Raw genomic sequence first — 13,909 nt, forward strand, 5'->3', positions numbered from 1 at the left:
CACAGTTTAAGCCGTGCCCAAGCGCTCCGTGAGCGGCATCACATCAACCTCCACTTCGAGCTTGTGGTCACCTCCGCCGTTCATCACCCCTTTGAGCGGTGCTACATCCGCGTAATCTCGGCCCCAGGCCAGCACCGGATGCTGCTCGCCAGCCACCGTGCCGTTGGTCGGGTCGAGCGCCAGCCAGCCCCAGCCTGGAATCCAGGTGGCCAGCCACGCGTGGGAAGCATCGGCGCCAATCAGCCGCGGCTGCCCAGGCGGCGGCTGGGTTTCCAAATAGCCGCTCACGTAGCGTGTCGCTAAACCCACCGAGCGCAGTGCGCCAATCGCTAGGTGGGCAAAGTCTTGGCATACGCCACGTCGGTTGGCGAGCACTTCGCTTAATGGCGTTGCCAGCGTGGTGAAGCTGGGGTCGTACTCGAAGGTGTCGTAAATCAACTGATTGAGTGCCAGCGCGGCATCAACCAGCGGGCGGCCAGGCGTGAAACAGCTGCGGGCAAACGCCGCCAGCTCGTCGTTACGACGAATAAACGGTGAGTCGAGCCGGTAAAGCTGCATATCGAAGCGGCTATCGTGACGTAGCTGTTCGGCCACGCTCTCCCAAGCGGGAGAGCTGCCGGGCAGAGGCTCCAGGGGTTGGGTGTTGAGCGGTGTGACGACGGTTACATCCAGCGTTTGATGCACGTCTTCCAGGGCAAAGTAGAGCACTCGGTTGCCAAACACGTCGCGGCGTTCTGCCTGTACCTGGGGCAGCGGGCTGATCGTCAGCTCTGACGCACCACACTGCTGGTGCTGGGTTTTGCGCGGCAACACTCTGGCCTCGCTATGGCAGAGCGTCACCGGAGCGCTGTAGTGATAGCGTGTGGTGTGCCGCAGCGTGTAGTTCATTCGTTGAGCTCCATGCTGACAAGTTGGCGCGGCCGCTCCACATGGCTGAAGTGGCTGTGGCTAATCGCATCGGAGAGCGCATTGAGTGGGGCAATCAGCGCGTCCAGCAGTTGCTCCAGCGCGACCTGGGCATCTGGGGTGTCGGCCAGATGGCTTAATCGGTCAATATCGGCGAGATGCAGTGCGGCGTTGGCTTGAATGAGCAAGCGTCGTTCGGCATTACGATAGGGGGATGAGCTGCCGGGCAGCCGGTCCATCTGTCGTTCCAAGCGCTTGAGCATATAACCCACCGAGCGTGGATTGGTCTCATCGAACAGCAGCAGGTCTAAAATCGCTTCTGGATGCAGCTCGCTACGGTAGCGCCGCCGGTAGGCGGTAAAGTTATCGGTAGTGGCAAGCACTACTTCCCACAATGCCAGCCCCGGTGAGTGGGGCGCGTTGAGGGTGAGTTTGAGCAGCGACAGCAGCCCCAGCACCCTATCCAGAAAGCGGCCAATATCCATAAACCGCCAGCCGTAGTGGTGGGGCATGGTTTCATTACACAGCCCGAAGAACGCGGCAATCTGCGCAGACAGCCCTTCGCAGGCACGCCGAGCGGCGCTCGGAGCCAGCCTGGGATTAAGAGCGTCCATCTGTTGGCGTAGCTGGTGCGCTACCCGCCATGAGTCATCGCCTAAATGATCGCGCACGCTGCGAGCATTGCGCAGCAGCTGGGTAAACAGCGGCTGCAGAGCCTGCGGGTCGTGCTCATCGAACTGAGTCAACAGCGCCGTGCGTTTCTGCGCAAAGCCAACGAGCGGCGGTTTGGCGCCCTCACCGTCATGCTCGAGTGTGGTGATCTCCAATGCCAGCAGCAGCTCATCCAGCAGCTGGTCGGCGATTTCGTCCTGGTCGTACTCCATGAGCCGCATCAGTGCTTCACGCAGCAAGCGGGCGCGGGCGTCTAAGCGTTCGCCGTAGCGCCCCAGCCAAAACAGGCTTTCGGCCACTCGGCTGGGAAGGTCGGTGCCATCGCGGGTCGCCACCACCGGGCCACGCGCCTGGCGTAGCTGGCTCACATGGGGCTGAGGCGTATTCGCCGTGATCCAGACGTCTTTAACGATAGGGCTACTTAGCGAAGGTGAACCAGGCGCGCCAACCCACGCCAGCCCGCCGGGCATGACGTGATAGTCGCTTGACTGCTGGCGCTGTGTTGCGACGCTGCTGGGCATTCGCGAGACAAAGCAGCGCAGGTTCAGCGTCGCCGGTGACAAGCGCTGCATGTTGGCATCGAACACCGGCGCTGAGGCCGAGCGGGTGCTGGCATCGGCATTGGGCAGCAGCAGCGGTTCACCGAGCAAATGCTGGCAAAGCGCAGGTAGGTACGTGGCCAGCTCGGCCATTTCCAGCACGCCAACGCCCAGCGCATTCGATATAGCCACACCGCTGGCACGGGTGGCTTGCAGCAGCCCTGGAACGCCCAATTGGGAGTCGCCGCGCAGCTCCAGCGGGTCGCAATAAGCGTCGTCGCAGTGGCGCAACACAACGTCCACTGGCTGCAGTCCTCCTAACGTGCGCAGCCATAGCTGGCTATCGCGCACCACCATGTCCTGTCCTTCGGCGAGGTTGATATTCAGGTAGTTCGCAAGGTAAGCGTGCTCGAAGTAGCGCGGGCTGCCGGGGCCGGGAGTGAGCAGTACGATGGTCGGGTTGTCGCGGTGCTGGTAGGCCAACGCCGTGAGGGTGCGGTGGTACTTATCCAAGAAGCCCGCTAGCCGCTTGAGCGGGGCGTTACGGTACATCTCTGGCAGGGCGCGAGCCATCAGAATACGGTTTTCCAGCGCAAAGCCGGTGCCCGACGGTGCCTGCAGGCGATCGCCCATTACGCGCCACTGCCCGTTGATATCTTGAATGACATCGATACCGTGGAAGCTAATCGCTGGGCGGTCGCTGGGCTGCGAACCGTGGCAAGGCAGCAACAAGTGGGGCGAGGCCAGGATGGCTTGGGTAGGCAACAGCCCTGCATCAAACAGCGTGCGCGGACCGTAGATATCTTCATACAGGGCATTGAACAGGCGAGTGCGCTGGGTCAAACCGACCTCTAGCGCTTGCCACTGCACCTGATCAATCACCCAAGGGAGTGGGTCGAGCCGCCATGAGCGCCCCTGGGTGTCTTCGTGCATGTTAAAGATCACGCCGTTTTCCGCTAGCAGGCGCTGAATCTCTTCATGCTGCTGGTGGCGGCCATCCGCGCCGAGTGCTTCCAGCGCGCCGAGCAGGCCCTGCCAGCCGGGGCGCAGTTGTCCCTGCCGGTCGAGCATCGCATCAAACGTGCTGGGCTGTCCCTTGCCTAGCTGGTTCAAGTAATCCTCAACAAGCCCGGCAGCGCCGAGCTCAAGCAGTGAGGGAGAGACAGGGGCGGTCATGAGCCTATTTGTCCTGAGCGTGTGGGGGGCGGATTATCCTGCAGCTAGCGCGGATAAGAAAGCATTAGCCGCTCCATTAGCGTGGGCGCCAGCGTAAATCCAGCGTGCAGGGCAGCTCCTGGCTTGGCATTTCGGGCGTGGGTGCCTGGTAGCCATGGCCGTGACCGCTATCGCTAAACCGACCTAAGCGGCGGGCTTCTGCTTCAAACGCATTCACCGGGAAGGTTTCAAAGCTGCGTCCTGTGGGATGTACCACATAGTAAGTGCAGCCTGCGACTGAGCGTTGGTTCCAGGTGTCGATGACATCGAACACTAGCGGCGCGTGAATCGGAATCTGCGGATGCAGCGCAGAGGGCGGTTGCCAAGCACGGTAGCGCACCCCCGCCACGGCTTCGCCGTTGCGTCCTGTGGGCGTAAGGGGCACTTGCCGACCGTTACAGGAAATCACATAGCGGTCGCCGCTCATGCCGCTCACTTTGACCTCTAAGCGCTCCACCGAGGAGTCGACGTAGCGCGCGGTGCCGCCAGCGGTGGCTTCCTCACCCAGCACGTGCCAGGGTTCGATGGCTTGGCGAAGCTCGATCGAAAGCATCGGTGTGTGTAGCCGACCGTGCACTGGGAAGCGGAACTCCAAAAACGGCGCAAACCAGGCAAGTTCAAACTCAAACCCGTGATGGCGCAGGTCGCTGAGCACATCGCTGAGGTCTTCCCATAAATAGTGGGGCAGCATCCAGCGGTCTTGCAGGGCGCTCCCCCAGCGTACCGGCTTAGCGCGATATGGTATTTTCCAGCAGCGGGCCACCAGCGCACGAATCAGCAGCATTTGCATCAGGCCCATGCGCGCGTGGGGCGGCATTTCGAAGCCGCGCAGCTCTAACAGCCCCAGACGGCCGCTGTCGCTATCCGGCGAGTAGAGCTTATCGATACAGAACTCTGCGCGGTGAGTGTTGCCGGTTAAGTCGGTGAGCAGGTGGCGCAGCAAACGGTCGACCAGCCAGGGCTGTACCACCTCGCCTTCGGGCATTTGCTGCAGGGCAATTTCCAGCTCGTAGAGCGCTTCATGGCGCGCCTCATCGACCCGCGGGGCTTGGCTAGTGGGGCCAATGAACAGCCCGGAGAAGAGGTACGAGAGGCTAGGGTGGTGCTGCCAGTAGGTGACCAAGCTGGCCAGCAAGTCGGGACGACGCAAAAATGGAGAGTCGTCTGGGGTGATGCCGCCTAAGGTAACGTGATTGCCGCCGCCGGTGCCAGTATGGCGGCCGTCCAGCATGAATTTTTCGGTGCCAAGGCGCGCCTGTCGTGCCTCGTCGTAGAGCCGCTCGGTCTGCGCGACCAGCGTTTGCCAACTGGCGGCGGGCATGATGTTGACTTCGATAACACCGGGATCGGGGGTAATCTGGAAACTCTCCAGGCGTGGATCGCGGGGCGGCGCGTAGCCCTCGATCATGACTGGGCAGGCCAGCGTGCGGGCACACTCTTCGATGCTGCTGAGCAGGTCGAGATAGTGTTCGAGCTGGGTGAGTGGCGGCAGGAAGATATGTAAACGGCCCTCGCGGGGTTCGATACATAAGCTGGTGTGAATGATCTTATGGTCACGATCCTCCACCGCGCTTGGCTGCTGCTGAACCGACTCGCCTTCCGGGTGGCTATGGCTTGGATGCGTGGTGTGGCCCAGGCGTTCTGCGCTGGTAAAACGGTGCTGTTCGGCGTTGCGGCGGGCTACTTCGCCGTGAATGTCGCCAAGTACCGGGCGCGGGGCAAACAGCGACTGTGGCTGGGGCTGGTCTTCCGGGTCGGCCCAGGGTAGCGCAGAGAGCGGTAATCGAAGGCCCATGGGCGAGTCACCGGGCACCAGGAAAAGGTGGTCGCGCTTCAGCGGCCAGCGCCCGCTTTCCCAGCGATGCGATTGGGCAATGGAGTGGCGCAGCGGCAGGGCATAGCCGACCACCGCGCTCAAGTCTTGTTCCAGCAAGCGTGCTAGGCGGTGTCGTTCGGCGTCGTCTTTTAAGTCGGCCTGGCGCGGGTCGACGTTGACCGGCAGCGTTTGCTCTTTCCAGAGGTAGTAGTAGGCATCTTCATAGGCGGGAATCCAGCAGCGCTGTGCCACGCCCAGACGTTCGCTTAGGGCGCGAGTGAAACGCTGGGCCATGGCGTCATCGGCCACCACGGCAGGCGCGCCTTCCATGCAGGCCAGCCAGTTGGGGTCGCGCCAAAGCGGCACGCCATCTTTACGCCAGTAGCAGGCCAGCGCCCAGCGGGGCAGCGGCTCACCGGGATACCACTTGCCCTGCTGCTGTTGAATCACACTGCCAGGGGCGTAGGCCGCCTGCAAACGGCTCAGCAGCGCTTCAGCACGCTCACGTTTGTGCTCACCCAGGGCGTCAGTGTTCCACTGAGGGCTTTCCATATCGTCGATAGAGACAAACGTCGGTTCGCCGCCCATGGTGAGCCGGACATCCTGCTGGTTCAGCTCGTGGTCAACCTGGTCGCCAAGCGCCAGGATACGTTGCCACTGCTGGTCGCTGTAGGGGTTGGTGACGCGAGGGTCTTCATGAATACGCTCGACGCGCATCTCCACGTCAAACGTCACCTCGCACTTTTCCGAAAAGCCGGTAATGGCGGCGGCGCTGCCGGTCGTCGGCGTAGCGGCTAGCGGAATGTGGCCTTCGCCCGCAAACAGCCCTGAGGTGGGGTCTAGGCCTACCCAGCCCGCGCCGGGTAGGAACACTTCGGTCCAGGCGTGGAGGTCGGTGAAGTCCACATCGGTGCCGCTGGGGCCATCCAGTGCCTTCACATCTGGCGTGAGCTGAATCAGGTAGCCCGAGACAAAACGAGCGGCAAGGCCCAGGTGGCGCAGTATCTGCACCAGCAGCCAAGCGCTGTCACGGCAGGAGCCGCTCGCCAGGGTTAGCGTCTCTTCGCAGCTCTGTACCCCAGGCTCCATGCGCACGAGATAGCTGATATCTTTTTGCAGACGCTGGTTGAGGGCGACGAGGAAATCGACGCTGGTGGTCGGCTCAAGAGAGACGTCTTTTAGCCACTCCAGCAGACGTGGCCCCGCCTCGGTCACTTCCAGGTATGGTCCTAACTCCTTGGTGAGTTCATCGGGGTATGCGAAGGGAATCTGTTGGGCGACATCATCCAAAAAGAAATCGAACGGGTTGATCACCGTCATGGGGGCGATGAGCTCGACGGCAATCGTGAGCTCTTTGCGGGGTTCGGGAAAAACCAAGCGAGCGTTAAAGTTGCCGAATGGGTCCTGCTGCCAGTTTAAAAAATGATCATCGCCTGAAATGTTCAGCGAGTAGGCATCAATATGGGTACGGCAGTGGGGGGCTGGGCGTAGCCGAACCACATGAGGTGATAATTTAACGGGTCGGTCGAAGCGATACGTTGTGCGGTGATGCAAAGCAACGCGAATGGTCATTAGGCAGCCCCTAAAGTAAGCCGTGTTCAACCGACCCAGCAGTTCGCCAGCACCGGTAAGGACAACAACAGTTAAAAGTTAAGTATAAAAAGTATCGTTGCTGTTGCTCTTTTTTGCAGCTGCAATATTTCATCATGCGTTTAAGAAGTGTGGAAAAACTTCCAAAATTCTAGTTACGGCAGTATTTGCACATTAATGGTGCTTTCTTCAGGTGCTGTGTTGGTAAAACTGTTGGTAGAGCACCAGAAAGGTGCGCGAATAAATAACGACAGCGGCAATCACTCTCTTATGAGTTATCTAAACGTTGAAATAACGCGAAAGATGGTACGTATTTTGCCTAAACACTTATGTAGTTAACTAAAGGCGTCGCTAATGAGTGTCGTTAGCTATGTAGATTGCGCGCGGCAGGCCTACACTCGGTTTAATGTAGATGTCGCTTCTACCCTTGCGCTAGGAGAGCGCCCATGAGCCAAGTAAATTGGAATAACTATGTGTGCCATGACTTTTACGACGAACTGTTAGCGGCGCCGGGGCAGCCCCGTACATCGGCAGACGAGCTTTGTAATATGCTGGCTCACTTTAGCGCTGAAGAGTTGGCTGAGCGTAAGACCGCGGCAGAGATTGCCATTCGAACGATGGGGATTACGTTTACCGTTTATTCAGAGGGAGCAATGATTGATCGCGCTTGGCCGTTTGATATTGTCCCGAGAATTATATCCGCCAGCGAATGGCGTAAAACAGAGGCTGGCTTAAAGCAGCGTGTACAAGCATTAAATCTTTTTATTGATGATCTTTATCATGAGCAAAAAATTATTAAAGACAAAGTATTACCCGCTGAAGTGTTGGCTCAGTCGGTTAATTTTCGCCCCCAATGTGTTGGTGTAAATCCGCCTCACGGCATTTGGGCACACATATGTGGGTCTGATTTAGTGCGCGGCGGCGATGGGGTGCTGTATGTGCTTGAAGATAACTTGCGTATTCCATCGGGTGTTTCCTACATGCTTGAGAATCGCAACGTGACCAAGCGCGTGCTGCCTGAGCTTTTCGCTTCTGGCAAGATTCTGCCGGTGGATGATTACGTCGCTCAGCTCTACGACATGCTGGCGGCGATGTCGCCTCGTCCAGGAGATGACCCGCAGGTGGTCGTGCTAACGCCGGGTATTTATAACTCTGCCTATTTCGAACACGCCTACCTTGCGCAGCAAATGGGGGTGGAGCTGGTGCAGGGCAGTGACCTGTTGGTCGACGATGATGATGTTGTTTATATGCGCACCGTGGAGGGGTTGCGGCGGGTAGACGTGATTTACCGCCGGGTTGATGATGAGTTTCTCGATCCTGAAGTCTTTAACCCAACCTCTGTACTTGGGGTGGCGGGGTTAATGCGCTCATGGCGAGCGGGCAAGGTAGCGCTCGCCAATGCCCCGGGGGCCGGGGTCGCGGACGACAAAGTGGTTTATGCGTTCGTACCTGACATTATTCGCTACTACCTGGATCAGGAGCCGCTGCTGCCCAACGTGCCGAGTTACCTATGCATGTTCGAAGAGGATCGCAAATATGTGTTAGAGCATTTAGACGAACTGGTGGTCAAGCCCGCTAACGAATCAGGCGGCTACGGCATGCTGATTGGCCCCCGCTCCACCCAAGAGACCCGCGATGAATTTGCCCGTCTAATCAAAGCGAATCCACGTAATTATATGGCCCAGCCGACGTTGGCACTCTCCACTACGCCTACGCTTGCCAACGGCTTGCCTCAGCCGCGCCATGTGGATCTGCGTCCATTTATTCTATCTGGGCCGGAAATTCATGTGACGACGGGCGGGTTAACCCGTGTTGCACTCGTAGAAGGTTCGCTAGTCGTTAACTCTTCCCAGGGCGGTGGTAGTAAAGATACCTGGATAGTGGAAACGGATGAGAACGCGGCGCCCGCCACTGAGCATAAAGGAGCCTAGCGTCATGCTGTCACGCGTAGCAGAAAACCTTTACTGGATGGCGCGCTACATTGAGCGGGCCGAAGATACCGCGCGGCTATTGAGCGTCAATAGTCACTTAATGCTGGACTTGCCACGCCACTTACCGCTGGGCTGGGCGCCGCTGATTGAGATGACGGGAACACTGGAGTTCTTCAATGAGCGCCATACCAGTTTCGATGAGCGCAGCGTGGTGCACTTTTTGTGTGCCGATGCCCAAAACGGCAGTTCGATTCTTTCTGCGCTAGCCAGCGCCCGGGAGAACCTGCGCACGACACGCGATGTGGTGCCCCGCGAGATATGGGAAGAGGTTAACCAGCTCTATCTCAGTGTGGCGGATCACGCTGAAAGTGGAGTCAGTCCCCGGCGGCGCGATATGTTCTTAAAAAGCGTGATACGCGGCTGCCAAACACTAACAGGGCTGATTGAAGGTACCTTGAGCCACGGCCCCGCGCGCACGTTTATCGAGCTGGGGCGTCAGCTGGAGCGGGCAGATATGACGACGCGTATTGTTGATGTGCGCTCTGCCAGTTTGCTGCCTCAAAACCCTGAAGAGCTGCTGCCGTTTGAAAACTTGCAGTGGATGAGTGTGTTGAAATCACTCACCGCTTACCAAATGTATCGCCAACAGGTGAGGCTTCGGGTGCGCGGGCCAGACGTACTGCGTTTTTTACTGCAGGATCCTAACCTGCCACGTTCAATTGCGTGCAGTTTGGAAACCTTAGGTCACGAACTGCAGCTGCTACCCAGGCAAGACCGAGTGGCCGCAACGGTGTCGCTGGTGCGGGCGGATGTTGTTGACGCCGATATACAGGCGTTGGCCCACTCGCCAAGTAAGCTGCATGCCTTTGTGGACGAGCTGCAAATTGGCTTTGCCACTATTCACGACACGCTCAGCGCGACCTACTTTGTGAATAGTGATGAAGTGCCGAGGGTGACGCAATGGCAGAGCCAAAGCCAGAGCCATGCCGGGGATAACGACAACGACTAATTATGCCGATAACGAGCTGGCGCGTGCCTTCTGAATGAGGGCATGGATATACGCCAGCTTATCGTGCACGGCCGGTGCAAGCACTCCCGGCGCTAAATCCAATAAGCCCATATCGCGATTCAGCTCATTCACCGCCATGCCGACCTTGTGAAAGTCCCTGAGCATACTTTCCAAGGTGTCGTCACACTCTGCGCGAGCAAGCCCCATGTGTATGGCGGTGTCCAGCACAGCTACCATATCCAGATAAAACGCAAACGTCTCGGCGAAATCCTCCCAGGGGTGCATGGCCGCATAGGCGGAAATAAAGCGTGTTGGCCAGTCAGCAGGTGCGCCTTGTTGATAATACTGCTCTAGCGCATCGCTATAAGAGGGATGGTTGTGGTCGCCAAAAACGCGGCAGCTGGCCTCTTCGTCTTGCTCTTTTACCAGCAAGTCCCAGTAGTAGTGGCCAATCTCATGGCGAAAGTGGCCGATCAGCGTACGGTGGGATTCGTTCATATCCACCCGCAGCCGCTCGCGTTCAACGTCATCCGCCTCTTTCACATTGATGGTGATGTGGCCATTGGCATGGCCCGTGTAGACCTTCTCTTGATTAGCCGTTGAGCGCCAAAGCCCCTGATCGGGGAGGGCGTCGGCCATAAACGAAAAGCTTAGCGCTACACGAATATTTTCACCCTCCATGCCATGGGGCAGTTGGAGGTGGTCTAAGGTATGGAACAGGCGGCGTTTGGCTGCTTCTAGCGCCGCCCAGCGTTCGCGGTTACCTATAATATCAAGGTCGGGGATCACCTCATTGTAGCGGCAGCAGTCGCACAGCGTATCGGCGTGTCCTTCGTTCATCACTACCATACGGTTACACACATTCTCGACAGCGTAGTTGTGGCACTTCATCAGCGCAGCGTTGCAGCTAAGGTGTGTGCAGCGGTAGCCCCCGTTTGCTAAAGGCGCTAACGCCACAATATGTGAACAGGCCGGGCACCAGCCCACTTCCGACTCACAGGCAAGGCAGTGGGTGTTTTCATAGAAAAGCGGATTGCCGCAGCGGCAGCTAAACGTCTGCATGGTTGCCTCCTGGTGGGTGTTGCACCTTAAAAACCACAGGCGTAGCGATGTGAGGGCTTGTCTTTATCGTCAGCATAGCGATGGGATGTCGGCGAGGGAAAGGCTAATTATTAGCGTATTAAAAACAGGCACTGCAGTGACTGCTCCTCACCCTACGTCGCTACGCGACCACGGGTGAGGCTTCCCACTTCTCAGGCCGCAGCCGGTGCGTGACCGGTCTTACACAGGCCTCGATGGGCAGAGGCCGACAGTCCTTCGGCCTTTAATTTTAAAATGCCTTGCTGGCGAATATTGATGGCGGCGTTAATGTCGCGGTCAATCGCCTTTGTGCCGCAACGTGGGCAATCCCAGGTGCGAACCTTTAGTGGCATTTGTTCGACCTTATGGCCACAGCCTGCACAGGTCTTGGAGCTGGCGAACCACTGGTCTATTTTGACCAAATGCTTACCTTGCTGCTTCGCCTTGTAGTCCAGTTTTTGGATCAAGCTATACCAACTCGCATCGGCAATATGTTTCGCCAGCTTGCGGTGTTTCAGCATGTTTTTGACGTTCAAGGTCTCGACGACCACCGCTTGGTTGTCGTCAATGAGTTGTCGAGACAGTTTGTGCTGGAAGTCAGCACGGGCATTGGCCAACCGCTCGTGCGCCTTGGCGAGCTTAAGCCGTGCTGTCGCACGGCCTTTGCTGCCTTTCTGGCAGCGAGAGAGGGCTTTCTGCTTGCGGCGCAGGTTGGCACGCGCCCGCTTCAAGAAGCGAGGATTGGCGACCTTGCGGCCAGTGGAGTCGATGGCCAGATGCGTCAAGCCCATATCGACCCCCAGCACAGTGTCTACTGTTTGCAGAGGAGTGGGTGACTTTACACCGTCCTCGACCAGCAGCGAGGCAAAATACTTGCCCGTGGTGGTGCGGGTTAAGGTGATACTTTTCAGCGTGCCGGTGATCTCGCGATGAATCCGTGCCTTAATCGGCGGGAGCTTCGGTACTTTGATCCAGTCATCACCCGCCTTAACGCTGGTGCAGTGATAGCTCGATTGCTTGCCATGCTTGCGTTTAAAGCGCGGATAGCGGGCTTTTAGCTGGGGGTTAAAGAAGTTCTGGAAGGCGCGATCCAGGTTAATGCACGCCTGTTGCAACGCAATCGAATCGTAGTCTTTCAGCCAGTGGTATTGACGGGATTTCTTGGCCACCGCCAGCAGCGGCTTGAGGTCTTTTTTGGCACGGAGCTTGGTGCCATGCCGTTTGTACTGCGTACTGATGATGTGCAGTGCCTTATTGTACGTAAACCGCACCGCGCCGAATTGCTGATTCAAAAAATCAGCCTGTTCGGGGGTGGGATAGATGCGTACTTTCGTGGCGTTTAGCATGGCATGGGGCTGTGAAGGCTGTATATTTATCCATAATAGACAACAAGGGGCAAAGATCAACCCCTGCAGCGCTAGCGCGCTGCCCGCTTGTATCCCCGCCCTCAATCGGGCGAGGGTTTACGCGAATTTTTGCTAAAGGCGATGTTGACGTTTACGTCAACTTGCTGATATACCCTAGAGGCTCCTAATTAGAACCCATAACAAACATAAGCGTGAGGAATAGTGCTATGCCCGTTCGCGAAATACCGATGTATATCGATGGTCAGCAAGTCGTATCCGAAAGCCAGGATTGGCGTGATGTGGTAAACCCCGCTACGCAAGAAGTCGTTGCCCGAGTACCTTTCTGCACCGCCGAAGAAGTAGAGCGCGCTATTGCCAGCGCCAACACTGCGTTTAAAACGTGGCGTAAAGTACCGCTAGGCAAGCGTATGCGCATTATGCTGAAGCTTCAGGCGCTGATTCGTGAAAACACCGCTGAGCTGGCGGCGCTGATTACCGAAGAGCATGGCAAAACACTGCCCGATGCAGAAGGTGAGGTAGGCCGTGGCCTTGAGGTGGTTGAGCACGCCTGTTCCATTACCTCGCTACAGCTGGGTGAGCTGGCTGAAAACGCGGCCAATGAAGTCGATGTGTATACGATGCATCAGCCGCTTGGCGTCGGTGCCGGTATCACGGCGTTTAACTTCCCGATTATGTTGCCCTGTTTTATGTTCCCGCTGGCCATCGCCACCGGCAATACGTTTGTTCTCAAGCCCTCTGAGCAAGACCCCAGTTCCACCATGCGTCTGGTAGAGCTTGCCCATGAAGCAGGTGTCCCTGCTGGGGTTCTTAACGTGGTACATGGTGGCCCGGATGTCGCTAATCAGATTGCCGATCACCAGGATATCAAAGCGCTCTCCTTTATCGGTTCGACCCATGTAGGCTCGCTGCTTTACAACCGCGCTGCGGCTGCTGGCAAGCGCATGCAGGCGATGATGGGGGCGAAAAACCACTGCGTTGTTATGCCAGATGCTAACCGCAGCCAAGCCATTGATAGCCTGTTAGGCTCCGCGTTTGGCGCGGCAGGCCAGCGCTGCATGGCAAACTCGGTCGTGGTGCTGGTGGGTGAAGCCCGCGAGTGGGTGAAGGATATTGAAGAAGGCGCGCGGAGCATGAAAGTGGGGCCAGGTACCCAGCGCGATGCGGATTTAGGCCCGCTGGTTTCGCCTCAGGCCAAAGAGCGCGTAGAGCGCCTGATTACCGCTGGCGAAAAAGAGGGTGCCAAACTGCTCGTCGATGGCCGTAACTTTACCGTGGAAGGGTATGCTGAAGGTAACTTCGTCGGGCCTACCCTGTTTGCTGACGTTACCGCCGATATGACCATCTACCGTGAAGAGATCTTTGGGCCAGTACTCTGTGTGGTGAGTGTTGAAACGCTGGATGAAGCCATCGAGTTTATTAACGCTAACCCCAACGGCAACGGCACGTCCATTTTCACTAACTCCGGCTGGGTAGCGCGGCGTTTTGAAACTGATATCGACGTTGGCCAAATTGGTATTAACGTGCCGATTCCGGTGCCGGTGGCCTATTTCAGCTTCACCGGCTCGCGGGCCTCAAAGTTGGGAGACCTAGGGCCAAACGGCAAGCAAGCTATCTCTTTTTGGACCCAGACGAAAACGGTCACCGCTCGCTGGTTTGAGCCGGAAAATGTTTCCAGTGGTATTAATAGCACGATCTCGCTTTAACGCTTTTCGCACGACCAGAGCTAAACCCAGCAGTGTGAAACGCAACAAGCCCCGTATAGGCGGGGCTTGTTCACATACAAG

At 57.7% G+C, this 13,909-nt stretch carries 8 protein-coding genes; 3 read left to right on the forward strand and 5 right to left on the reverse strand.

Features of this window, described 5'->3' with window-relative positions; all coding sequences use genetic code 11:
* Positions 1–6: 6 nt before the first annotated feature.
* The 3 genes from LOS15_RS02380 to LOS15_RS02390 all read right to left on the reverse strand — a co-directional run bounded on the left by LOS15_RS02380 (position 7) and on the right by LOS15_RS02390 (position 6,720).
* On the reverse strand, positions 7–888 hold the full coding sequence (locus LOS15_RS02380) for a transglutaminase family protein (RefSeq protein ID WP_263067858.1): 882 nt from the start codon (positions 886–888) through the stop codon (positions 7–9).
* Positions 885–3,293, reverse strand: a complete 2,409-nt coding sequence (locus LOS15_RS02385) for a circularly permuted type 2 ATP-grasp protein (RefSeq protein WP_263067859.1) — start codon at positions 3,291–3,293, stop codon at positions 885–887. Before LOS15_RS02385 ends, LOS15_RS02380 begins: the two co-directional genes overlap by 4 nt.
* A 76-nt stretch (positions 3,294–3,369) precedes the next feature.
* Positions 3,370–6,720, reverse strand: a complete 3,351-nt coding sequence (locus LOS15_RS02390) for a DUF2126 domain-containing protein (RefSeq protein WP_263067861.1) — start codon at positions 6,718–6,720, stop codon at positions 3,370–3,372.
* Positions 6,721–7,184: 464 nt separating this feature from the next.
* Between LOS15_RS02390 and LOS15_RS02395 the strand changes: the two genes are divergently transcribed.
* Together LOS15_RS02395 and LOS15_RS02400 are read left to right on the forward strand one after the other, a co-directional pair.
* Positions 7,185–8,669 (forward strand): circularly permuted type 2 ATP-grasp protein, encoded by a 1,485-nt coding sequence (locus tag LOS15_RS02395; RefSeq protein WP_263067862.1) that lies wholly within the window; start codon positions 7,185–7,187, stop codon positions 8,667–8,669.
* Between the two features lie 4 nt (positions 8,670–8,673).
* Positions 8,674–9,678 carry an alpha-E domain-containing protein gene (locus tag LOS15_RS02400; RefSeq protein ID WP_263067863.1) on the forward strand — a complete coding sequence of 335 codons (1,005 nt, stop codon included), beginning with the start codon at positions 8,674–8,676 and terminating at the stop codon, positions 9,676–9,678.
* Here the strand turns inward: LOS15_RS02400 and LOS15_RS02405 are convergent, their stop codons facing one another.
* A complete protein-coding gene (locus tag LOS15_RS02405; RefSeq protein ID WP_263067864.1) occupies positions 9,679–10,740 on the reverse strand; it encodes a putative zinc-binding metallopeptidase in 1,062 nt (353 codons plus the stop codon).
* A 191-nt stretch (positions 10,741–10,931) separates the two neighbouring features.
* On the reverse strand, positions 10,932–12,104 hold the full coding sequence (locus LOS15_RS02410; RefSeq protein WP_263067865.1) for an RNA-guided endonuclease InsQ/TnpB family protein: 1,173 nt from the start codon (positions 12,102–12,104) through the stop codon (positions 10,932–10,934).
* 227 nt (positions 12,105–12,331) lie between these two features.
* On the opposite strand from LOS15_RS02410, the gene LOS15_RS02415 reads away from it, so the two are divergent.
* The gene (locus LOS15_RS02415; RefSeq protein ID WP_263067867.1) at positions 12,332–13,828 is read left to right on the forward strand and encodes a CoA-acylating methylmalonate-semialdehyde dehydrogenase; all 1,497 of its coding nucleotides are present in this window, start codon (positions 12,332–12,334) and stop codon (positions 13,826–13,828) included.
* Positions 13,829–13,909 lie beyond the last annotated feature (81 nt).

The organism is Halomonas sp. 7T (assembly GCF_025643255.1).
Lineage (GTDB): Bacteria > Pseudomonadota > Gammaproteobacteria > Pseudomonadales > Halomonadaceae > Vreelandella.

Bases quoted from the DNA above. Each gene is read 5' to 3' on its own strand.
- LOS15_RS02400 (WP_263067863.1), top strand. From the start codon at position 8,674: ATGCTGTCACGCGTAGCAGAAAACCTTTACTGGATGGCGCGCTACATT.
- LOS15_RS02405 (WP_263067864.1), bottom strand. From the start codon at position 10,740: ATGCAGACGTTTAGCTGCCGCTGCGGCAATCCGCTTTTCTATGAAAAC.
- LOS15_RS02380 (WP_263067858.1), bottom strand. From the start codon at position 888: ATGAACTACACGCTGCGGCACACCACACGCTATCACTACAGCGCTCCG.
- LOS15_RS02395 (WP_263067862.1), top strand. From the start codon at position 7,185: ATGAGCCAAGTAAATTGGAATAACTATGTGTGCCATGACTTTTACGAC.
- LOS15_RS02385 (WP_263067859.1), bottom strand. From the start codon at position 3,293: ATGACCGCCCCTGTCTCTCCCTCACTGCTTGAGCTCGGCGCTGCCGGG.
- LOS15_RS02415 (WP_263067867.1), top strand. From the start codon at position 12,332: ATGCCCGTTCGCGAAATACCGATGTATATCGATGGTCAGCAAGTCGTA.
- LOS15_RS02390 (WP_263067861.1), bottom strand. From the start codon at position 6,720: ATGACCATTCGCGTTGCTTTGCATCACCGCACAACGTATCGCTTCGAC.
- LOS15_RS02410 (WP_263067865.1), bottom strand. From the start codon at position 12,104: ATGCTAAACGCCACGAAAGTACGCATCTATCCCACCCCCGAACAGGCT.